The following is a 21842-nucleotide window of genomic DNA, read 5'->3' as shown; positions in this document are numbered from 1 at the left end:
ATATCCCTCAAAAATATTTATAACGTTATCGAAAAATTCTAATTAAATCAAAGTACCAGATCAGCAATATCTATTATTGAAAGTCCAATTCTGCGTAAATTAAGTGCAATACGAACGATCGATTGATTTTTTATAGATTTGATAGTAGATTCTAGATCCTTAATAACAAGTTTTAATTCATTAACAACATTTTCAGCTAATTCACTTTTTTTATTTACTAATGCAGAAACAGCTTCATCCTGTTTTTTAGAAAAGATTTCAGAAAATTTGATGAGCTTCGATATATCATTTTTATAATTTAACATTTTTGTATTTGACAGCAGTAAAGCGATTTCTACACCTATATCACCTATATTTTCAATAAAGCTTGATGCTAACCTAAGATCCATCAAATCAATATCTGATATTTCAAATTTTCTTAGAATCTTATTATTTCTAGCAGCAGTTCTAAGAACTCTAACTATCAGAAAATATAGTCTGTTAACATCCTCATCGCGTCTCGCTATTGAACGTTCAATAGTAACATTCCCAGAAATTATACTATTCAATGCATCTTTATATATACTGTTTGCGATTAAATTAGCTCGTTGAAGGAGTTTGTAAGGATGTAAAGTACTAATGTTAATAACACTTTGTAGTACGATACTGTTTATAGTTTCCTCCATAATTTCAAGCCCAATAAAATCTCTGCAGGTCTTTCTAATGAAATCCCTGACATCAGAGTTGATCTCATTAAATGATTTTATAACAATTGTAGTATATCCGAGAAGATACATTCCTAGAATCTTACGTTGCAATGATCTCATATCAAATGAAGTTAAATTGATTACGCCATAAGACTCCTCAATCTCTACACCCTCTTCTTTAACATAGAGGATAATATTTCCATCCACAGTCTCCTCTATCTTTATTACATCTCCTTTTTTCAGGTTCCAACGTTTAACTAAATCTTTTGGAAGTGATAAATATAATGTGCCACCACCAATTTGTTGCAATTTTCTGGTATGCATTATTTTTTAAACAATTATCTAGTATAAAAAATTAGAGTATTTCAAACAACGTTATCTTTTTTACTCTTATAATTGGATACTAGCTCTTTTAATATGTAGATGACTGAAAACGCCATTAAGATTATCTGAAAGATCTCCATACTCATTTTTGTCTCAGAAATACTTTCTCAGCAGTTAATAAAACCGTATTATAACTATGTTAATATCATAGAATGATTCATTTATTATTGTGAAACAATCCTTGATCTCTAATTAAATATCCAAACTTCTCTGCATCAATCTCTTAACAGTTACCCAGCTCTTTCTAGCAAATGGAGGCAAATCATTATGAACACGGATCCATTGTTTAAGAAAATTAATTGTTTTCGGGTCTGACGGATACCCAGATCCAAAATCGCCATAAATACGTTTTAAATTCTCTATAATCTCGTCTCGCTCAATCTTGGCTATTATAGACGCTGCTCCAACTGGTATGTAACGTTCATCAGCATTATGCTCACACACTATTCTTATCTTCTTAATCAGATTAGATTGTATCAATTGAGAGAAATAATTAGCATTACTGTGAGCAGCATCAATGTATATAACGTCTGCTACGTTAATCTTATTAATTAATTCTGCAATTTTTTTAGCCTCAAGAATAGCAAGCTTGTGCCCATTTAATACTGCATCATCTATTTCATAAGGTTCAATCTTTAATGAAAGAACATATTTTGCTTCATTTTTTATTATATTATATAATTCCTTTCTTTTGGATGGACTTAATTTTTTGGAATCCTTAATACCATAATCTCGAAATTTCTCTAAAGTACTTTCATCAGAGACAATCAAAGCAATGATCATCGGTCCTAAGACAGGACCACGACCAGCTTCATCCACTCCTCCTATTAGCAAGTATTTTCACTCCTCTGGAAACGTCCCTAACAACATGCCTTCAATAATTATCGGTTTTAAACGTTGAGCTAGCATGTACGCATTGTTTAATTTTATACTACTCTCTGCATGTATTGTCAATATTGGTTCTCCTTTCTTAACTTTGTGCCCAGCTTTATAGTACAATCTTACTCCGGCACCTTTATCAGAGGGTGCTCCCGCAGCTCTCGCAATAGCAGTGATCGCTGAGTTATCAGTACCAGTAATGTATCCATCAACTGGAGCATAGAGACTAATTGTTTTATCACCAACCGGTATATCATCAGGTTTTATATTAGGATTACCACCTTGAGCATCTATAATTTCTCTGAACTTTTTTAATGCTTTGCCAGAAGTTAAAATATCTTTTGCAATATTATAACCCGAGCCCTTTGGAACTATGTTAGCAGCTTCTATTATAAGGCTAGCTAATGAGAGAGCTTTCTCAACTAAACTCATAGATCCTTTACCTTCCAATGCCTCAAGTGCTTCACGTGCTTCTAGTGCAGGTCCTACAGTATATCCCAGTGGTTGTCCCCCATATGTTATTGCACATTTTATGCTTATACTAAGACGCTCAGCGACATCAGACAACAAGCGGGCAAGTTTTCTTGCATCATCCATGTTTTCGACCTTTGCTTTAGGACCTATTGGTAAATCTATAAGTACAAACTTAGCATCAATAGCTAATTTTTTAGACAGTATGCTTGCAACCATCTGGGGTTCTGGATCTATGCCTAGGATGTGCTCTATCTTAACATAAATATCATCTGCTGGCGCTAGATTTAATCGTCCACCCCAAACTAATACTCCACGTGTCTTTAACGCTATCTCCTTGACCTCACGAGGAGTTAAATCGACTCTTGCTAAAACTTCCATAGTGTCAGCAGTCCCAGCTGGAGATGTTATAGCTCTGCTACTTGTCTTCGGAATTAATATACCTGCAGATGCAACAATTGGAACTACTAATATCGACGCTTTAGAGTTCCCTGGAACTCCACCAATACTATGAACATCATAAACTGGTTCATCAAAGCGTATTCTTTCTCCTGTATTAACCATTGCTTCTGTCAGATAAACAATCTCATCAAGATTCATGCCAACAAATTGCTCAGCCATGAGAAATGCAGCAATCTCCAGCTCTGTTAGCTCATAGTTTACTGAATCCCTCACTATGCTCTCTATTTCATCTTTCGATAATATGGTTCCTTTCATTTTTTTCTTTATATAACTTATAGAAACAGGCAACGATGAAGGTGATACATTAATAAGAGATCCATCTATTATGCCTAAATTATATGCAATTTCTCTTGGTATACCAACTTCACCAGGTTTTACTATAGTTTCTGTGACATCAAGGATAAAATTCGTTTCTTTTCCCCCATAATTTAACGTAATACGATCTCGTGGCTTAAGATCCATATCCCTCGCATTTTTTGAATGAAGAACGCATACCTTATAACCAGCTCCATGTATGTCAAGAATCTTGGCCACTAAATTATTCATCGTTAACACCTCGCACAGCATTAATTATATCTTTAACTATAATATTAGGTATTTCATTCCTATTATAATATGTGACTTCTATTACCTTTCCAACATTCCGAATTTTATTAACCAATGGATGCCTTGCTTTCCAATGTACAGTACCAATAACATTTTTATCAGTTTCTAACACGTGCTCAATAAGTTTAACAAACTTATCTGACAATAATTCCATAGGACCTATTTCATCACACACTATCACATCTGCATTCATCATAGCATTTTCTATCGCTCCTATACTTATGTCCTCAAACTCCTCTACCCTGACATGATATTTTCCTATACGAGGCTCTTCATTCTCAGTAGAGATCGCCAAAATTCCTTTATTGCCATTCATAATGTCCTCAACTTCAAATCCAATACGAACGGGGCCTCTTCGCATTTCTCTCGTTATAATTCCTCCCACTCTCACACGTTGTTCTTTTAGTAGATTTACTATTTTCACTATAACTGTAGTCTTCCCAATTCCAGGAGCTCCAGTAAGAAAATAGTACATTCCCACATAGCTATTAAAATAAAGCAATATATTAAGATTTTAGGATAAAATTACCTACAACTATCTCTGCACTTGAAGATCTTTATGTTAAAGATTATAAAAAGTGCCTGAAAAATGCTACAGTAATTAATTCTAACACTCTCCACAGTTGAAGTCGGGAGATTCTTGCTTCTGAGATGTTCATCGGTCTACAATTCATCGCTCTTTTAGGATCCCATCTCATTCCGTTCCATATTAGAGGTCAGGATTGTGCTACCAGTCTGCTATTCTAGAGAAGGGGATGATTGAGACTTTAAGAATTTATATTTAAACGTCAGTTCAAAATTTCAAACTCTTTTGCTAAATTTCTGTAATTCTTAGAAAAATATTACTAGGTGTTAGTTATTTAAAAACCGTAACTGCTAAAGATCGTTATGAGCGAGTATAGTATAGTAAATGAAGGTAAAATAAGCATAGTAGTATTTCCTAGAGTATTTTATAATAAGTTCATGGAGTTGTCAAGAGATATATCAGTAGGTGTTATTAAAGCGTATTATAATTTGGTTGGTAAAAAACTAAGAATATGTGAACCTCTTGCTGCGACAGGTATTAGAGGATTAAGATATTTAATAGAGACTGATGGTGTAGATAAGCTATGCCTAAATGATATATCTAAAGAGGCATATGCAAATATTAAGGAGAATGTTAAAAGATTACATGTTGAAGATAAAGTAGAAGTCTTTAACACTGATGCAAATATTTTATTATCTAATTATGGTGTAAAGGGTAAAAGATTTGATGTAATAGATCTGGATCCTTTTGGCTCTCCAATAAGATTTGTTCATGCTGCAATAAAAGCGATTAAAAATGGTGGATTATTAGGAGTATCACACACTGATGTAGCACCTCTATGTGGTGTTCATGGCAAATCATGTCTAAGAAGATATCAATCAATACCGCTCAAAAATGAATTTTGTCATGAAACAGCAGTACGTATCATACTTGGTTATCTTATTAGAATATCAGCAATCTATGGTTTTGGTATAGAACCACTTTTAAGTCATGCAACACGCCATTATATAAGGATATTCATAAGATTACATATGAAACCAAGTGCTCTAGATGAAAGCCTTTCAAATTTAGGTTACATATCATATTGTCGCAATTGTTTATGGAGAATTCCAAAAAAAAGTATCGTGTCGTCACTTCTTTCGAACTGTCCCCATTGCGGTTCTCAATTAGAATATGCAGGTATCTTATGGCTTGGGCCGCTAGGTAATGCAGATTTCATTAAAAATGTTGCAGAAATCATTAACAAATCAAATTATAAATTATCTTCACACGAAGAAAAACTTGTTAACACACTAGCTAATGAAGCTTGCATGCCACCAACATATTACCAATTAGATTCCATGGCAAAAAAACATAAAATTTCATCAATTTCAGTAGAAACGGTAATGAGACGTCTTATCGAAAGTGGGTTTAGAGTATCACGTACACACTTTCATCCAAAAGGTATAAAAACCGATGCCCCATTTTTAAAATTGCTAGAAATCATTAAAGGAATTGCTTAACCTATTCCTGTACATAACTCACAAACTGCTAAATTTCTATCATATGTCTGCTGCCTTTAAATAGTATTTATGAAAAATGTTAACTTTATATTTGTTTCTTCTCAGTTCATCCACGAAATCCCTTGCAAATTAAATATATTTCAGAACTACGTGATCTTGTTGCGGGCGGTCTATGAAGATATACTTGTTTAAAAAATTTCTTTGCCTTCTCAATAATCTGTTTCGACTCTGATCCTTCAAAAATTTTTGTTACGAAATTTCCGTTATTCCTAAGTACATTATATGCAATTCGTAAAGCGGCTTCAGCTAGTCTCAATTGACGTTGATGATCAAGATCCCAAATTCCTGAAACTTTAGGTGCTGCATCACATAGGACTACATCTGCTTTATTTTTAAGTATTTTAAGTATTTGGTTAGGGGCATCTTCATCAGTTATATCCAAACCTAAAATCTTTACATTTTCATAAGGCAATGGTTCAAAATCGCTAATGTCTATTGATAGAACAAACCCAGACTCACCCACAATTAATCTAGCAACTTGTGACCATCCTCCTGGCGCAGCACCAAGATCGATGACTTTATCTCCTGTTTTCATAACGTGAAAACGTTTATTTATCTGCAGTAATTTATATGCTGCTCTAGATCTAAAACCTTCACGCTTTGCCATCCAATAATAACTATCTTTCCGTTCTATCTTCATTGTTCTAACCCTGACGTTCTTTTGCCTCTTTTTGCTCTTCTTTAGCCGATTTATCAAGCCATCCTCCAATAAGAAGACAATCAAACGGATTTACAAAATAACCTGGCTCGCATCTGCTTAATTCTGGACAAGTAAAACACGGTACATTTGCTAAAGTATCGAATGGTACTATTCTTACTTCTCGTTTTACGGGTGTTAAAACAAACGTTTTATGACCTTTTATTACAATGCTACTTCTTGTTATCCTATTTTCAAGCAGAAGACGTTGGACGAGCCGTGATCCACGTTTACTATCAATTCCTAATCGTTTCCATAATTCGCTTTGAACCATCGTACTATTTTCTGAGCTTTTTATTAGTTCTATAGCTTTTTCCACCAATTCCTCAATACTTGGTGCTTTTTTCTCGCTCACACTTCTCACTTCACATTGAATACTTTATATCTAACGCGCTCATTAGCTCTTTATAACGATTTCTGATAGTAACTTCTGTAATACGGGCTGCTTCTGCTATTTCATGTTGCGTCCTTTTATTATTTGTCAGTATGCTAGCGATATATACTGCTGCTGCGGCTAATCCCCGTGGCTCTTTACCAGACATTATGCTCACTTTATTTGCATTTTTAAGGATCTCATTTGCTTTAGCTTGAACTTCGATAGGTAAATTAAGACGAGAAACTATTTGTGAAACATGATGTTCTGGAGAACCATGAAGTTTACTGATAAGATCTGGCCTGCGCTCAAAAATTACAGGTAGTAAGATTTTATAACATTTATTAATATCACGCTTAGATACGCGAATGCTTTTTGACAATTCTTCTATAGTGACCGGATTCTCAGCTAACCGAGATGCTATAAAAACTGCTGCGGCTGCAGCACCACGTATACTCCTACTTTTTGATGAACCTTTCTTTTTCATATATTCACGATAAATATACGATGCATTCTCCTCAACTTGACGCGAAAGTTTTAACTGGTTCACAATTGTTTGTATTTCATTTAGTACTCTTGATAAATGTCGTTCGTGCCTTCTCATCAATTGCATTTTTGATTGAAGTGTACGAAGTCTTTGAATGCCTCTCATCATTTTTAGAGAAATCCTTCGATTTTCAACATACTTATTATCTAAACTGAAAACAGTATCAGAAATTGATGATGGATACATTATATTTCTAGGTGGTCCACGACCCTCACCGCTTAATTGGTCCTCAACTATCTTATAATTTACTACTGTGATTCTTGAATCAATCACAGTTCCGCAATCATGACATGTTAATTGTCCTTTTTCATCCCGTATTATATTTTTGCTTCCACAAGTTGGACATGTGTCTTGAGAGGTGTTCATTTTGATCTCCTCGACGGCAACGAGATTATGTATACATACTTATCTATAATTTTTTCAGGGTTTCTATAATTAGGGTTTAACTTAATTGATATGAAAGGAGAATTGACTGGCCCAATAATATCATAAATTTTCCCAATGACTTTAAGTTTGTCGTCAAATACCTCAAGGCTCTGATACGGGATATCGTGATCCTCCGATTCAACTATTACATGTCCGGTTTTTGTAACACGCAATACTCTGCCAAGCTTTTTCATCTCTTACACCTCTAATTGAAATCTCACTAATTATTAGTTATATAAAAACTAAGTATTAAACCTTAACATTTTCTACAAAAACCGTTTTACTAGCAGAAAACCATTAAAACATCATTATTGTTGTCCTCATAAAATTAAAATTCTAATATTCATGAGCTTTTGCTAGCTGATCTTTTTTGTCGTATCTTAATTAAGTTCGATGCTACCAATTTTAATATTTCAGATTTTTTCAGATTACTGTTCTTCTTTACAATAATTCTGCCACTTTCCCACCATGATCTAGGATATGCATGATCTTTTTCAACAGTTACTTCAAGTCCAAGTAATTTAACCGCCTCTTCAAGTTCACCTAAGCTTGGTTTATCAACACAGTATCTTTTTGGTAACCTACGCCCACTATTTCTTGTTTTACTTAAATCAAAATACGATGGCCATAATATTATATAATCTCTTTTTGTCATTTCACTCAGACTGTTTAATGAGAATACCATTTAGTATACCATGCCGTCCAGGTCTTGAGGTAACTTTCACAAGCCCCAGTTTAGTCTTCACAATACTTCCTTTGGTTATCACACCTCGTCTATTATAATCAGTTGATGATGGATTACTCACGAACCCTATTATTTTTTCTTTAACAGTTTTACCTGTTTCTGTGTCAGACACGTTTATTGATTCTGCGACCTTAAGCTTAAATTTATAATTTCTACCCATACCCCTACTTTTGATAAGCTCTGCTTCTTTGCCTAAAATAGTTTCGATAGGTGGACTGCCAGATTCATAGCGTCTTCTTTTTCTACTTGAACTCTTTCTTCCACCACTTGGTTTGACTAAATCGTTTGAGTGCCAAACACCCATGGATTCTCTTAGTTAAAATCTTAAGATATAATATAAACTTTATGTTTTAGAGAAAAGATCATCACATAATACTTCATCATAAGATATTTATCTAATTTTTACGTGAAAATTGTTGATAAACTTAAAACACGTGATCTAACTCATCAAACCTAAAAATATTTAAGATTACTTCTTTGTATATGTTACCTCACGGGTTACAGCGTTCTTAAATCTATTATCAATTCCAGAACTGAATCTAAGTTTTCTGAGAATCCATTTTGCAAAATTTAGTTATATTTAATACTTAGAATTTATATCAACAAACTGGTTGGTAAATATGAAAATTTACTATAGAAAACGAGTTGAAAAAATAATAACGGAAATGAATAAGAATTCAATTGATGGTGTTCTTTTAATAGATCCTGCATCTGTTCAATATTTTACAGGTTTAAAGTTAGTAAGCAGTGAACGTTCTCTTTATACATTTATCGGTAGCGATGGTACTGTGAGTATTTTTGCTCCAAAGTTAGAAATTAATCAAGCAAAAGATGAAGCAATATTAGGCGATGTTATAGAGGTATCACGTAATGTTTCAGCCTTTAGTGAAATTTCATCATATGTTAGGACAAAAAATGTGAAGACGCTCGGAATTGAGGGATCTAAAATTTCGTATACAATGTTACAGCGTCTTACCAGTAATGAAGGAGTTAATACAAAGGATGTCTCCACTACGATAGCTTATATAAGATCTAAAAAAGATCTATTAGAATTGGAGAGCATAATAAGAGCAACTACTATCACAGAACAAGCATTAAACGTTGCAAAGGATATGATTATGGGGGGTATCAAAGAGGTTGAGATAATGAATGCAGTCGTTTCAGAAATGATTAACAGTGGTGCGGAATGGGTAGCCTTTATACCAATAGTAGCTTCAGGAGCAAGAGCAGCGTATCCACACGGCTCATCATCTAACAAGATTCTAAGAGATGGAGAATTGGTTGTAGTAGATTTAGGCGCTCGTGTAGATGGATACTGCGCAGATTTAACAAGAACATTTATAGTTGGGAAGCCAAACGAAAAAGAAATAGAGTTACATCAGATTATTACTGATGCAATCGAGCAAGCACTTAAAGTTGTCTCACCAAACGTAAAAGCCTCAGAAATTGATAAAGCCGCTAGGCAAGTCATAGAAATGAAAGGTTACGGTGAATACTTTACACATGGACTTGGGCACGGCATTGGTTTGGCTGTACACGAGTATCCAACATTAAGCTCAACAAGCGATGATATTATTGACGAATATAATGTTGTAACTATTGAACCAGGCATTTACATTTCCGGATTTGGAGGAATACGTATAGAAGAAGATGTTTTAGTAACTAAAAATGGTTACCAACTACTTTCACGATTCCCCCGTGATCTCTATTAATAATTTTTTCTTATATGCCATCCTATGAGGAAACTCTAATGCGCTGAACACGTTCATAAGACATGAACAATATAGTTAATAATACTGTTATTGTGAAACTTAGTGCAACTCTATTTAAGATAACTGGTATAAGAATTTCTGATGGAAGTATAGTTCCTTTAGTTAATATTTCGCCCAAAGTATCAACAACAAATTTCAATGTTATTAGAAATGAGATACTTACAACCTCATGCCATGCACCATGCATAACACCAGGAGCATGTTTAATAAACTTTGTAATAAATCTTCCTAGCATTAAAATTATGAGCCCGGCTATTACCAAATCACTTGAAGAAAATGGTTGACCTAGCCGTTCTGTAATAAATATTCCAACTAATACTGTGTTTGATATGTTTTGACTTCCTACATGTGATAGATAAGTTGTTATTCCCAGAAAACCAATATAGAAACCAGTCACTATAAGAATAAGACTTAATGCTGCTGAAACAACTATAGTATGAGCATTTTCCCAGCTCTCATATAATGCTTTATCAATTCGAAAAGCTTTAACTAATCCTACAGCTCCAATAATAAATCCCGCTATAACCCAGAAATAATTAACAAAACCAGCTGCATAAAAGATACTGTACAAAATTATTATTATGCTTGGAATACCTAACAGTATTTTTCTTGCATCAGGATCTTCAGCTAACCTCTTTATATATCTAGTAATTATAGTATATATTTCCTCTACACTTTGAGATTGCTGAACAATAACTCTGTGCACTGAGATTATTGGTACTTTTGATGTAATTATCGGTACAACACTTTCATCAGACACACCATCACTCACTAATATCACACCATCAGCCCTGAATACTCTCAATATCTCATCTAACTCTTTGCCTATTTTAATATCAGCTTCGATTCCTTCCTCAGGAAGTCCTGTTATACAAGCAATTTCACAGTTTTCTTTACCTAGGATTCCAACCAATCTATCATAAAGTTTTATTGCAGAAAACATAGTATTCACATCAGAATCCTCAGGTGATACTATAGCAAAATTAATTGCAGCATTCAAATTTGATTCGCGCCCCATTACTGGCGTCTTTATACCAGTATTCATGCCTAGATCATCATCTCTATCAACACAAAGTACTAGTATCCTTCCTTTGTACGGGCCCTTTACTTCAGACAACTTTTCTCTAGATTATTTTTCTACAAAGTCTAATTTAAGAATTTTGTTCTAAAATCTTACCAAGCTGTTTGTCTACCTTTCATTTAAAAATTCTGTAATTTCGAATAAGGAAAGATATAAATATTATTGATTCAGAAATTATTCTTAAATAAGTTAAAAATTTTATTTACCTGTATTCTCGCTGCCTTCTTCTTGATTTAATATGCCACGTTTAACTAATATGGAATATTCGTAGAAGTCAAGTTTCATACCTTTTTTTAACTTTTCTAATGCTTGTTCAAATATTTCGTTCTCTATTTTTTCAAGTTTTTGGCGCTTTTCATTTTCAGAAGAACTTCTTCTGTGAAACTGTTCTTCTCGTAATTTATTTGAAAGTTCAAAGTATCTACTTTTGAGTTCATACGCTCTCTGTGCAGTTTCTATAATGTTTTTCATAATTTCCTTTATTGCTATTCCATTTTGCTGCATTTCTTTCATCATTTCATCTATTGCGGATCTTAAGTTATTAATTTTTTCTCTTGTCTCTTCAAGTTTTGAGACGATCTCTTCTCTCTTCTTGATTACTTCATTAAGTTTCTCGTCAGCTTCAGTACTCCTCTTTTTAATCTGCATCATTTTGTTATAGATTAAAAGTTTCTTTTCAACATCTATAATCTTTTTTATGATCTCATCCTCTTCCTTAGCACTTAACGGTGTTGTTTGATGATACCACTCTAGTCGTTCAAGCTTTTTACGTAATCTTTCTTCATCTTCAATAACACGTCTAGATAATTCTTTAAGATTGTTCAAAGCTTCAGCTCGTTCACGCCACAAATAATTTTTTTCATTCTTAAACTGTTCTAATTCTTTTCTCAACTCGTCCATAGTATTTCGCTCATTTTTTAGCTGATCACGTAATTCTTTAAGTAATAATTTGAGTTCCCTGTTTCGTCTAATTAATTGCTCTCGTTTTTCTAACAATGATTTTACTTCGTTATCAGCTTTAAACCACTCATTTCTGATGCTTTCAAGCTCTGTTTTTAAATTACTATTTTCTATGTTTGACATTTTTCAACACCTCCTATTACTATTCGTGCATCTACAATCTTTATTCCACTTTCATACACTAGGATAGGATTTAAATCCATCTCGCTTATTTCATGATTTTCCTCAATAATTTGCGATGCTGTTAAAAGAGTGTTTATAAGACTATTTACATCAGCGGGAGGTTTTCCCCTATAACCCTTTAAAAGAGCATACCCTTTAATCTCCCTTATCATTTCTTCAGCATCCCTTTTGGTTATAGGAATAATTCTAAAACTTACATCCTTAAATAATTCAACAAAAATTCCACCTAACCCAAACATTATAGCGTGACCAAATTGTGGATCCTTAGTAACACCAATAATTACTTCAGTCGATGGGGGTGCCATCTCTTGAACTACAACACCATTAATTATTGCGTCAGGCTTATTCTTTTTTACATTATTAATGATTTGTCTATAACCATTAAGGACTTCTGTTTCATTTTTTAAACCAACTAATACTCCACCCACATCAGACTTGTGTAATATATTTGGAGATAAAATTTTAAGTACTATGGGATAACCTATTTCCTTAGATAACTTAAGAAGTTCTTCTTCATTCCTTGCTACACCTAACTTAGTGACAGGTAATCCATATATCCTACAAATTTCTTTTGCTTCAGGTTCAAGTAACCAATTTCGTCCCTCATTAAGCGCTTTTGAGCAAATTTCCAAGAAGATTTTTCTTCTATCCATTTGTCTCACACTCCAAACTACTCGTCTCACATTTAAACCGTTCTTTTATTTCATAATAATCTCTAAGAACTTTTAGTGCGCGTATTCCTCTTTCTGGAGATGGATAAACTGGTATTCCTCCAGTTTCAAGCATGTTTGAGATCTGTATGGTTAATTCACCACCAACAGTAACCACAACCATAGGCTTTCCTAAAGACTTTGTCACTATTAAATTATCCACAATGTCTATACCTAAATCTGGTGTCTGAGGTAAGATTCCTATAATAGCTGCGTCAACCTCATTACTATTGAATACTATTTCCAACACCTCTCTATACATTTCTGCAGTGCCATTAGCTGTTACATCCACTGGATTTTTTATTGCGGCAAAAGGTCGTAAAATCGATCTCAGTTTAGACTGAGTTTCCTTAGATAACTCAGGAACATTAAAACCATACATTTCAGCAGCATCAGTCATCATAACTCCTAACCCGCCGCCATTAGTCAACACAAGTAATCTATTACCACTGAGAATAGGTTGCATAGTAAGTGCTTTTATGAAATCAAACATATCTTCAAAATTTGTTGCTTCGATAGCGCCCACTTGTTTTAATGCGGATCTAAAAAGATTGTACTCACCTGCTAACGAACCAGTATGTGATGCTGCTGCTCTACTTCCGCTAATACTTTTCCCACCTTTCACTATTATGACTGGTTTATGATAAATAACACGCCTTATAGATTCGAGAAACTGCTTACCTTTCCCAGGATCAAGTCCTTCGATATATGCAGCAATTATTTTGGTTTTCTCATCATAAAGAAGATATTCTATTAACGTTGCCTCATCTACATCAGCACGATTACCATAGCTTACAGCCTTCGAAAACCCTACATCAATAGCTGCTGCTAAATCCATAATAGCTGCTAATAATGCACCACTTTGTGAAATAAAAGCTACACCACCTAATTTAGCTCTTTTAAGACGAGTATCTGGGAGAAATAGTGCATCGAGTCCATTCTCAGCATTGTATATTCCCAAACAATTAGGCCCGATAATACGTATATCCCATTTCTCAGCTATACTTAACATGTATTGTTCAAGCTTAGCTCCATCAGGACCTGTCTCTCTAAAACCACTACTCAAAACTAAGACATTTTTTATGCCCGCTTCTCCACACTGTTCAATAATCTGAGGAACGAGCTCAGCGCGTACTGCTACAATTGCTAGATCAATTTTCTCAGGCACTTCCTTAACAGTAGGATAGCAAGGTTTTCCTAAAATCTCTTTATAATTCGGATTCACTAAATAAATCCTACCCATGAATCGACCATAAAGAAGATTCCTAACTAAAACATTACCAACACTGTTAGGCTTAGACGAAGCACCAATTATTGCAACTGTTTTCGGTTCAAAAAAATCTTTTAATCTCTTAATCCTTGTTTTACTTCTATCACTTGTCAATGAATGCTCCAAGGTACATCAAGTCTTTAATTAAGATCAAATAAATAAACTTGTCGTAAAAATATATTGTATATGCCATACAATAGTATACATGTTCAGCCTCAGTCTTCAGTGATGAACAATGAATCAGTGAACATCTTAGAAATAAGAATCCCTTGACTTTAGCTGAGGAGATTATTAAAATTAGAAAACGATGTAATGTATTTGTTATATTTTATATATTCTTTAAGTGATAATGCTAACTCATCTGGATCAAAAAATACTGGTACATTCTCACTGGAAATCCATCTTGCCATTTTCATTGCATAATCTCCTCCTGAAATCAGTAATAAAAGAGGCTTATTGCTATTTTTGCAATGATTTACAATCATTTTACTAAAATTTTCACTATCCAGTGCTGGTGTCTGGGGTAACACTACTGTCACTATTATATCTACCTCAGGAGCATCTTCAAGTATCCTTAAAATTTTGTCATACCTATAACTATCAGCATCACCAGCCACATCGATTGGATTGTTTATTCCCATATATGACGGAATGGCTTCCTTTAACTTATCGTAAGTAGTTGTTGTAAATTCAGAAAGTAAAATCCCTCTACTCTCTAAAGAATCTGTTACTAATACTCCCATACCACCCGCATTAGTTATTATTGCCACACGATCACCTTTTATGAGTTTTGATTTTCCAAAAATGTTTAATAACGAGATAAATTCACTAAAACTTTTAGCTCGTATAGCTCCAACTTGTTTAAGCGCTCCATCTAAAACCTCGATGGGTCCTGACATAGCAGCAGTATGAGACTTAGCTGCAGCGCTACCTTTCTCTCCAATACCACCCTTTAGAATAATTACAGGTTTATGATGAGTAATTTTCTTCAGAGTGTTAAGGAGTTTTCTACCCTCTTTTACACTTTCTAAATAGATACCGATCACTTTTGTTGTTGGATCGTTTGCTAAATACTCAACTGCATCAGCAATACCTATGTCAGACGAATTACCTAAGCTTATGAACTTACTGAATCCTATATTTAATGTTGCTGATACATCTAAAATTAACGAACCTAACGCACCCGATTGAGATACTATAGAAACATTACCAGATGGCGGTTTAAGCCATCGTTCAGAGGAAATAAAGGTAGCATTCAACGGTAACCAATTATCTATTATGCCAACGCAATTAGGTCCAATTATACGGATATCATACTTTTTCGCTATATTTATAACTTTACGTTCAAGCTCTGCTCCTTCATGACCAATTTCACTAAATCCTCCACTAAATATAATAGCACCTTTTACACCTTTCATCCCGCATTCATTAAGAATTTGAACTACAGTATGAGATGGTGTTATTATAAGAGCTAAATCAACATCTTCTTCAACATCAAGTATGCTTTTATACATAATAATATTATTAAACGAACCACCCTTTATATTAACCAAATATACTTTCCCTAAGAAAGTATTAAGCACATTTTCAGTTAATGAACGACCTAAAGAATTTGGCCTATCAGTAGCACCAATTATTGCAACACTTTTTGGCTTAAAAAATGGATCGAGCATCTCTCTTTCAACGATAAAAAAATCCTCACTTTTATTTAATCTTAAGTAACATCCCCATGACAACAGTCCTACGTAATAATAATCATTCATACTATGAAGCAATAACAAACCATACTGAATTGTAAGAAAAAACTAAAGCATTTAAATTATGAAAAATTCTATGTATGTCATGAACAATACCTATAAGATTTACCTAGAAAATACGAAGTTTATAGCAGATATTTCAAGAGATTATGCAAAGCTAGCAAATATTTACAAATCCATTAATTTAACATTAAGTAATACTAGAAGCGTCTCGTTTCGCGATTCTAAGCTCGTATCCATTGGTATTTTTATGATAGCAGGTATGCCTGAACCAATAATAAGCGATATTATTGGACTTATGATTTTAAGTATAGGTTCACTTTTCATTAAAAGAAAAAGCATTAATGATTTTATGATAGATAATTTTTATTCTATCACGAGGGAAGTAAAAGATCTCTACAACTTTCTTATCATTGATCATCGTATTTAAGCTCTGCTTCATCTTCTGAGGAAAAAATTCTTTGTAATTCTGCATAAAGTGCCATTGTGGTCTCTGATCTAAAAGACGATACAGGAACCATGTCACCCAGAAAGCCTAAATTACTTACTATTATTAAAATATCTCTTGAAATTTCACGTTGGGACTCTTGCATTTCTAATTCTAATGCGTCAGATAATGCAGTAAGATCTTGAGACCACTCAATTATTTGTTTTAAATCATCATCACTTATTTTATCAATTTTTGTCAAAACATTAACCTGTGGAAACATGAACTTTACGTATGTAGATGCAGCTAAAAGAAGCATGGAGGCCATGATAGATGGTTTTCTCATTGAAAACGAATCAATAAGAAAAAGAATAGCTGAATTCTTTTTTGCACCTAAAATTTTAGCTATATTAACTCCAGTATCTCTAAATGCAAAAAGCTCCATTTGACCTGGTGTATCAATTAATACATAATCTGGTTCCATGTCTTCAATAGATTTAACCATATCGTTAATATAATTTATCATTAAATCAACAGAAACTACAAGACCACCATTAGGACCCAGTTTATATTTTTCCATCACGTCAGATAATTTGATATAATTTCTCACATCTACATCAGGCTCATAAGGAATCCACTCAGCACCGGGATCCAAATTCACTCTAGCTACAGTTAGATCATGACTTTCAATAGTATTTGCAAGGGATGCAGTTAATGTAGATTTGCCACTACCTGCTGGTCCAAGAATATAAATATACTTAATAGCTTTCATGCCTGAATTACCTCAACTTTAGCCCCTAAACTAGATAATTTTGATATAAGCGTTCTCATAGCATTTTCCAGCTCTGTCTCAGCGTTTTCCTGGTTTTCTCCAAAATAAGATAATTGAAATAGTATCATAGGTTTACCCTCCATATACCCTCTTGGATGAGATTTGATATAAACAATCTTAAACTGCTTCTTTACATCTTTGACTATCTTAGCTGCCTCTGATTCTGGAATACCATAAACTTTAAATAGTTTCTCCAAATAAATTCCCCTACCTCTAAGCTCTGTTAACCTAGGCTTTATACTCTCAGTAAAAATGCTTTTCATCTCCTCCGGAACACCAGGAAGCATAATAATAATAATTCCATTAAAAACAAGAAAAACACCTGGAGCTGTTCCTACAGAATTAGGAAGTGGTAAAGAACCTTTAGGCATTTTAGCCATTTTAATTCTTTCTTCCGTTAATGGTAATCCAAGTTTATCATAAACCTTCTTGATCATATTTAATGCATCTTCATTTAATTCTATAGGCAAGTTTAATGCTTTAGATACGGATTCAACAGTGATGTCATCAAATGTTGGGCCAAGCCCTCCTGTATAAATTATTATTTGAGGTTTTCGTTCAAGAACTTCCTTAGTAATTTTAATGAGGTCAATCTCTTTGTCATCGACTACAGTCACTCGTTTAACCTCTATTCCCAGTGATGTTAATTGTTGAGCAAGCCAACTAGCATTAGTATTTATCGTAAATCCTCTTAATACTTCTCGTCCAACACTTATAATCTCTGCCTCAATCATACTAAACCCAGAAAGAGTACTACATTCATAAAAATATCCTTAACTAGAATATTCAACTACCTGTATGGTATTATCCCGGTTTCCATAGCTAGTTTTCTTGCAGCATTCTCAGTTATACCATTTTCTCCAAGAACTGTATAAAAGTTTGATTTTATAGTGTGTGCAATGCTTAACGCTTTAACTATATATTCAGGATTAATGCCAAGTTCTTCTGAATTAACAGGGGCATTAACAGTTCTTAAAATCTTTTTTATTTTTCTCCAATTTAATCCATGAAGTTTAGCCATCATAATCGTTCCTATACCGCATTGAACACCATGCATATTAGGTTTAAATCCATACTTTGCTGCGAGATAATCCAATGCATGACTGAAAAGATGTTCAGATCCGCTCGCAGGCCTACTATTACCAGCGATACTTATAGCGACACCACTACCTATTAATGCTTTAACTAAAACTGAAACACCCTCTAAATTACCAGTCGAAATTATTTTCGCCCTATTAGAAACCAAATGAGCACTCATCAATGCTAGTGATGCTGCATATTCACTAAACTCTTCACCTTTTATTAAGTGTGCTAACCTCCAATCCCTTACAGCAGTAAGTTTAGCTACTAGATCACCCACACCCGATGTTATAGTCTCTCTAGGAGCCTTAGAAATAATTTCTATATCAGCGACTATTGCATGTGGCGCACGAATTGATTCTAATTGACCATACTTTGATCTCAGAAGGTTAGCAAAAGGTGTGGCTATAGCAGGTGATGCAGTACCATCATGTGAGGCACTAGTCGGTACACTTATATAAGGTATTTTTAAATAGTATGAAATAACCTTCGTAATATCCATTACTCTTCCTCCACCAACACCTATGAGCAAACTAGTTTTAAGATTTTTTATATTTTTAAGTATTTCTGATAAATTTTCTATGAAATCAAAAAGATCTTTATTGTTCATAGAATTGACAATAATATTAGAGGACTCAATTAGAGGTTTCACCATGTCAAGGGCTATGGATGTTGTTTTTTTCCCGCCCGAAAAAATTAGCACACTTTTAGATTTTAACTCTAGAAGCTCGATAATATTTGGTAATTCTTTTATAACACCTGGACCCATATACACATATCGTGCCATCTCAATTCTATTGATACCTACCATATCTCTGAAATAATATCATTCCACATACATAAATTTGCGCATCCTATGCATTATCTCAGTTTTACGATCTTTGTTTCTCAATTAAGATAAGAACAATTATAGTAATGTTATAAAATAAAAGCTTTTAAATCAGTAGAACAATTAAAGTATGAGATTCAATGAAAAAATACAAAATTCTTATGATTATATTAGATGGCGCCAGTGATAATCCTAAATACGGTCTAACACCGTTAGATCTAGCAGATACACCCAGTTTAACTCATATTGCATCTGGTGGATACCTAGGTCTTATGTATACGATAGATAAGAATGTCGCTCCTGAAAGTGATGCTGCTGCCTTTTCGTTATTGGGTTATGATCCTAATAGATATTTACTCTCGAGAGGTGTAATAGAAGCATTAGGGGCTGATTTAGAATTTAGAGATGGCTGGCTTGCATTACGTTGTAATTTTGCAACATCAGAAGGAAACAAAATAATCGATCGTCGTGTTGGAAGAAATTTAACATTAGAGGAAGCTAAAAAGCTTGCATCTGATATAGAGAAAAACATTAAACTAGATAATGCAGATTTTTCATTTAAAAGTACGATTGGTCATAGAGCTGTCCTCGTAATACGTGATCATAACGTTAAACTATCAGACGCTATATCCAATTATGACCCTGCATATGAAAAAATGGGATCTATTTCGGTTGCAAAATCAACCATTGATATGACCCTTAAACCTTGTACTGCATTAGATGACTCTTATGAAGCAAAGAGAGCAGCACAATTAGTAAATGAATTCTCGGAAAAAGTTCAGAATTTTCTTAAAAACCATCCAATTAACATTGAACGAATAAAAAACAATAAGCTACCTGCAAACATCATACTAATGCGAGATGCAGGCTCTAAATACCCTAATGTAGAACCTTTTGAAAAGAAATTTGCAACGAAACCAGTAATAATTGCAGACATGCCAGTTGAATTAGGTATCGCGAAAGTTTTAGGATTTAGCTTAGAAAAATTTACACCAGAACGCTCTCCAGAATCATATGAAAAACGAGCAAACACAGCTGTAGATCTTCTTAAAAAATTCAACTTTGTATATGTTCACTTAAAAGGCCCTGATGAACCCGGCCATGACAAAGATTGCGAAGGAAAACGCAGAGCAATCGAAGATATAGACAGATACTTTATAAGCAACATTATTAATAATATCATCTTAGACGATACTATCATAGTAGTGACTGCTGATCATTCTACACCATGTAAGCTTGGTTCTCATAGCACTGATCCAGTACCTTTAGCAATATACGGTGGGAATTTCATAAAGAAACACGTTAAAAAAAGAAAATTTTCAGAGAGAGAAGCAGAAAAGGGGGAGTTGGGTATTATAGACCATGGATATGACCTAATTCCAAAATTATTAAGCTTAATACAAAAAGTTTAATTTATTTTTTAGATATCTTGTTATTGGTTAATGCCATGAATATAGAAGAGCGATTAGAACTAATAACACGTCCACCTACTGAAGAAGTAGTTACTATAGATGAACTAAGACAGCTTCTTGAAACGGGAGAACATGTGATCGCATATAATGGTTGGGAACCTAGCGGTATGGTTCATTTAGGAACGGGCTTAATTTGTGCATATAAAATGAAGGATTTTATAGAGGCTGGAATACACTTTAAAGCATTTTTAGCAACATGGCACGCATGGATTAATAGAAAACTTGGAGGAAACCTCGAATTGATAAAGAAAGCTGCCGATCATTTTAAACACGCATGGATCGCATTAGGAGTCCCTGCAGATAAAGTAGAATTTGTATATGCTGATGAACTCTACAAAGATTCAGATTACTGGAAATTAGTTCTTCAGATTGCACAGGAACTGACAATAGATAGAGTAAAACGAACATTAGAAATTATGGGTAGAAAAGAAGTCGAAGCTAGAAGAGTGGCAGATTTTATATATACACCTATGCAAGTTGCTGATATATTTTTCATGAATGTAAAAATTGCACAACTCGGTATGGATCAACGAAAAGCAAACATGGTTGCAAGAGAAATTGGACCCAAACTTGGATTATGGAAACCTGTAAGTGTACATCACCATTTACTTCAAGGATTAGCTAAACCACCAGTATGGCCAATACCTGACGAACAGAAAGCCGAAATTCTCTCATCAGTAAAAATGAGCAAAAGCCTTCCCAACACTGCAGTATTCATTTATGATGAGCCAGAAACTATAAAAAAGAAGATACTTGGGGCATTTGCGCCTGAAAGAGAGACTAGATTTAATCCAATTCTAGACATAGTTAAATATATAATATTTCGAGAATATTCAACAATAACAATTGAAAGACCACTAAAATATGGCGGCATGACAGAATATCATTCATATTTAGAATTAGAAAAAGACTATGTGGAAGGAAAACTCCATCCATTTGATCTCAAGAATACTGTTGCAGAGTACTTAATAAAAATTCTAGAACCAGCACGTCGTTATTTTGCTAATAACAAAGATGCTCTTGATACGCTCTCACTACTGAAAAATGCTGCAATAACAAGATAATCCATACTACAACTTTATTTAAGTAAAAATCACATTATTAA

The 21842-nt window shown here is 33.9% G+C and carries 23 protein-coding genes; 5 read left to right on the top strand and 18 right to left on the bottom strand.

Features of this window, described 5'->3' with window-relative positions; translation table 11 throughout:
• Nucleotides 1-47: 47 nt before the first annotated feature.
• From QW128_04565 to QW128_04550, 4 genes are all read right to left on the bottom strand, one after another.
• A complete protein-coding gene (locus QW128_04565) occupies nucleotides 48-1010 on the bottom strand; it encodes a PhoU domain-containing protein (protein ID MEM3832858.1) in 963 nt (320 codons plus the stop codon).
• A gap of 252 nt (nucleotides 1011-1262) precedes the next feature.
• Complete coding sequence (rnhB, locus tag QW128_04560; GenBank protein MEM3832857.1) at nucleotides 1263-1904, bottom strand: ribonuclease HII; 642 nt, start codon at nucleotides 1902-1904, stop codon at nucleotides 1263-1265.
• Between the two features lie 6 nt (nucleotides 1905-1910).
• Nucleotides 1911-3428, bottom strand: a complete 1518-nt coding sequence (locus tag QW128_04555) for an AMP phosphorylase (protein ID MEM3832856.1) — start codon at nucleotides 3426-3428, stop codon at nucleotides 1911-1913.
• Nucleotides 3421-3963 carry an NTPase gene (locus QW128_04550; GenBank protein ID MEM3832855.1) on the bottom strand — a complete coding sequence of 181 codons (543 nt, stop codon included), beginning with the start codon at nucleotides 3961-3963 and terminating at the stop codon, nucleotides 3421-3423. The genes QW128_04555 and QW128_04550 overlap by 8 nt, the downstream gene beginning before the upstream one ends.
• Before the next feature lie 413 nt (nucleotides 3964-4376).
• Between QW128_04550 and QW128_04545 the strand changes: the two genes are divergently transcribed.
• A complete protein-coding gene (locus QW128_04545; protein MEM3832854.1) occupies nucleotides 4377-5516 on the top strand; it encodes a tRNA (guanine(10)-N(2))-dimethyltransferase in 1140 nt (379 codons plus the stop codon).
• Between the two features lie 106 nt (nucleotides 5517-5622).
• Here QW128_04545 and QW128_04540 read toward each other — a convergent pair whose 3' ends face one another.
• The 6 genes from QW128_04540 to QW128_04515 form a co-directional block, all read right to left on the bottom strand.
• Nucleotides 5623-6216, bottom strand: coding sequence for an RlmE family RNA methyltransferase (locus QW128_04540; GenBank protein ID MEM3832853.1), 594 nt, complete (start codon nucleotides 6214-6216; stop codon nucleotides 5623-5625).
• A 4-nt stretch (nucleotides 6217-6220) separates the two neighbouring features.
• Entirely contained in the window at nucleotides 6221-6628 is a 408-nt protein-coding gene (locus tag QW128_04535) for a hypothetical protein (protein MEM3832852.1), read from the bottom strand.
• A 10-nt stretch (nucleotides 6629-6638) separates the two neighbouring features.
• A complete protein-coding gene (locus tag QW128_04530; protein MEM3832851.1) occupies nucleotides 6639-7559 on the bottom strand; it encodes a TFIIB-type zinc ribbon-containing protein in 921 nt (306 codons plus the stop codon).
• Nucleotides 7556-7813, bottom strand: coding sequence for an H/ACA ribonucleoprotein complex subunit GAR1 (locus tag QW128_04525; GenBank protein MEM3832850.1), 258 nt, complete (start codon nucleotides 7811-7813; stop codon nucleotides 7556-7558). The genes QW128_04530 and QW128_04525 overlap by 4 nt, the downstream gene beginning before the upstream one ends.
• A 149-nt stretch (nucleotides 7814-7962) precedes the next feature.
• The gene (locus QW128_04520; GenBank protein MEM3832849.1) at nucleotides 7963-8274 is read right to left on the bottom strand and encodes a signal recognition particle subunit SRP19/SEC65 family protein; all 312 of its coding nucleotides are present in this window, start codon (nucleotides 8272-8274) and stop codon (nucleotides 7963-7965) included.
• A 1-nt stretch (nucleotide 8275) separates the two neighbouring features.
• A complete protein-coding gene (locus tag QW128_04515) occupies nucleotides 8276-8668 on the bottom strand; it encodes a 30S ribosomal protein S8e (GenBank protein MEM3832848.1) in 393 nt (130 codons plus the stop codon).
• A 316-nt stretch (nucleotides 8669-8984) separates the two neighbouring features.
• Here QW128_04515 and QW128_04510 point away from each other — a divergent pair, with 316 nt between their 5' ends.
• Nucleotides 8985-10076 (top strand): Xaa-Pro peptidase family protein, encoded by a 1092-nt coding sequence (locus QW128_04510; protein ID MEM3832847.1) that lies wholly within the window; start codon nucleotides 8985-8987, stop codon nucleotides 10074-10076.
• A gap of 22 nt (nucleotides 10077-10098) precedes the next feature.
• On the opposite strand, the gene QW128_04505 is transcribed toward QW128_04510, so the two are convergent.
• From QW128_04505 to QW128_04485, 5 genes are all read right to left on the bottom strand, one after another.
• Nucleotides 10099-11253 carry a DUF373 family protein gene (locus tag QW128_04505; GenBank protein MEM3832846.1) on the bottom strand — a complete coding sequence of 385 codons (1155 nt, stop codon included), beginning with the start codon at nucleotides 11251-11253 and terminating at the stop codon, nucleotides 10099-10101.
• Nucleotides 11254-11415: 162 nt separating this feature from the next.
• Entirely contained in the window at nucleotides 11416-12300 is an 885-nt protein-coding gene (locus tag QW128_04500; GenBank protein MEM3832845.1) for a hypothetical protein, read from the bottom strand.
• A complete protein-coding gene (locus QW128_04495; GenBank protein MEM3832844.1) occupies nucleotides 12288-13043 on the bottom strand; it encodes an acetate--CoA ligase family protein in 756 nt (251 codons plus the stop codon). Before QW128_04495 ends, QW128_04500 begins: the two co-directional genes overlap by 13 nt.
• Nucleotides 13006-14466, bottom strand: coding sequence for a CoA-binding protein (locus QW128_04490; protein MEM3832843.1), 1461 nt, complete (start codon nucleotides 14464-14466; stop codon nucleotides 13006-13008). The genes QW128_04495 and QW128_04490 overlap by 38 nt, the downstream gene beginning before the upstream one ends.
• Nucleotides 14467-14615: 149 nt before the next feature.
• Nucleotides 14616-16121 carry a CoA-binding protein gene (locus QW128_04485; GenBank protein MEM3832842.1) on the bottom strand — a complete coding sequence of 502 codons (1506 nt, stop codon included), beginning with the start codon at nucleotides 16119-16121 and terminating at the stop codon, nucleotides 14616-14618.
• A 61-nt stretch (nucleotides 16122-16182) separates the two neighbouring features.
• Between QW128_04485 and QW128_04480 the strand changes: the two genes are divergently transcribed.
• A complete protein-coding gene (locus tag QW128_04480) occupies nucleotides 16183-16527 on the top strand; it encodes a hypothetical protein (protein MEM3832841.1) in 345 nt (114 codons plus the stop codon).
• Here the strand turns inward: QW128_04480 and QW128_04475 are convergent.
• Genes QW128_04475 through QW128_04465 form a run of 3 tightly spaced genes read right to left on the bottom strand, consistent with a single transcriptional unit; the run spans nucleotide 16508 to nucleotide 19247 of the window.
• Nucleotides 16508-17296: an ATP/GTP-binding protein gene (locus QW128_04475; GenBank protein ID MEM3832840.1), complete on the bottom strand. Its 789-nt coding sequence runs from the start codon at nucleotides 17294-17296 to the stop codon at nucleotides 16508-16510. The two genes, QW128_04480 and QW128_04475, sit on opposite strands and share 20 nt — an antisense overlap.
• Entirely contained in the window at nucleotides 17293-18090 is a 798-nt protein-coding gene (locus QW128_04470) for a nicotinamide mononucleotide deamidase-related protein (protein MEM3832839.1), read from the bottom strand. Before QW128_04470 ends, QW128_04475 begins: the two co-directional genes overlap by 4 nt.
• A gap of 56 nt (nucleotides 18091-18146) precedes the next feature.
• The gene (locus QW128_04465; GenBank protein MEM3832838.1) at nucleotides 18147-19247 is read right to left on the bottom strand and encodes a sn-glycerol-1-phosphate dehydrogenase; all 1101 of its coding nucleotides are present in this window, start codon (nucleotides 19245-19247) and stop codon (nucleotides 18147-18149) included.
• A gap of 158 nt (nucleotides 19248-19405) precedes the next feature.
• On the opposite strand from QW128_04465, the gene apgM reads away from it, so the two are divergent.
• Nucleotides 19406-20677, top strand: coding sequence for a 2,3-bisphosphoglycerate-independent phosphoglycerate mutase (apgM, locus tag QW128_04460; GenBank protein MEM3832837.1), 1272 nt, complete (start codon nucleotides 19406-19408; stop codon nucleotides 20675-20677).
• 35 nt (nucleotides 20678-20712) lie between these two features.
• A complete protein-coding gene (locus tag QW128_04455; GenBank protein ID MEM3832836.1) occupies nucleotides 20713-21801 on the top strand; it encodes a tyrosine--tRNA ligase in 1089 nt (362 codons plus the stop codon).
• Nucleotides 21802-21842 lie beyond the last annotated feature (41 nt).

It is taken from the genome of Thermoprotei archaeon (genome assembly GCA_038881895.1).
In the GTDB taxonomy this organism is placed as follows: Archaea; Thermoproteota; Thermoprotei; order Gearchaeales; family WAQG01; genus JAVZOV01.
The sequence above is the reverse complement of the archived record's forward strand: the minus strand, read 5'-3'. Positions and strand labels throughout refer to the sequence as shown.

Bases quoted from the DNA above. Each gene is read 5' to 3' on its own strand.
- QW128_04565 (MEM3832858.1), bottom strand. From the start codon at position 1,010: ATGCATACCAGAAAATTGCAACAAATTGGTGGTGGCACATTATATTTA.
- QW128_04555 (MEM3832856.1), bottom strand. From the start codon at position 3,428: ATGAATAATTTAGTGGCCAAGATTCTTGACATACATGGAGCTGGTTAT.
- QW128_04550 (MEM3832855.1), bottom strand. From the start codon at position 3,963: ATGTACTATTTTCTTACTGGAGCTCCTGGAATTGGGAAGACTACAGTT.
- QW128_04545 (MEM3832854.1), top strand. From the start codon at position 4,377: ATGAGCGAGTATAGTATAGTAAATGAAGGTAAAATAAGCATAGTAGTA.
- QW128_04540 (MEM3832853.1), bottom strand. From the start codon at position 6,216: ATGAAGATAGAACGGAAAGATAGTTATTATTGGATGGCAAAGCGTGAA.
- QW128_04530 (MEM3832851.1), bottom strand. From the start codon at position 7,559: ATGAACACCTCTCAAGACACATGTCCAACTTGTGGAAGCAAAAATATA.
- QW128_04525 (MEM3832850.1), bottom strand. From the start codon at position 7,813: ATGAAAAAGCTTGGCAGAGTATTGCGTGTTACAAAAACCGGACATGTA.
- QW128_04520 (MEM3832849.1), bottom strand. From the start codon at position 8,274: ATGACAAAAAGAGATTATATAATATTATGGCCATCGTATTTTGATTTA.
- QW128_04515 (MEM3832848.1), bottom strand. From the start codon at position 8,668: ATGGGTGTTTGGCACTCAAACGATTTAGTCAAACCAAGTGGTGGAAGA.
- QW128_04510 (MEM3832847.1), top strand. From the start codon at position 8,985: ATGAAAATTTACTATAGAAAACGAGTTGAAAAAATAATAACGGAAATG.
- QW128_04500 (MEM3832845.1), bottom strand. From the start codon at position 12,300: ATGTCAAACATAGAAAATAGTAATTTAAAAACAGAGCTTGAAAGCATC.
- QW128_04480 (MEM3832841.1), top strand. From the start codon at position 16,183: ATGAACAATACCTATAAGATTTACCTAGAAAATACGAAGTTTATAGCA.
- QW128_04475 (MEM3832840.1), bottom strand. From the start codon at position 17,296: ATGAAAGCTATTAAGTATATTTATATTCTTGGACCAGCAGGTAGTGGC.
- QW128_04470 (MEM3832839.1), bottom strand. From the start codon at position 18,090: ATGATTGAGGCAGAGATTATAAGTGTTGGACGAGAAGTATTAAGAGGA.
- QW128_04465 (MEM3832838.1), bottom strand. From the start codon at position 19,247: ATGGTAGGTATCAATAGAATTGAGATGGCACGATATGTGTATATGGGT.
- apgM (MEM3832837.1), top strand. From the start codon at position 19,406: ATGAAAAAATACAAAATTCTTATGATTATATTAGATGGCGCCAGTGAT.
- QW128_04455 (MEM3832836.1), top strand. From the start codon at position 20,713: ATGAATATAGAAGAGCGATTAGAACTAATAACACGTCCACCTACTGAA.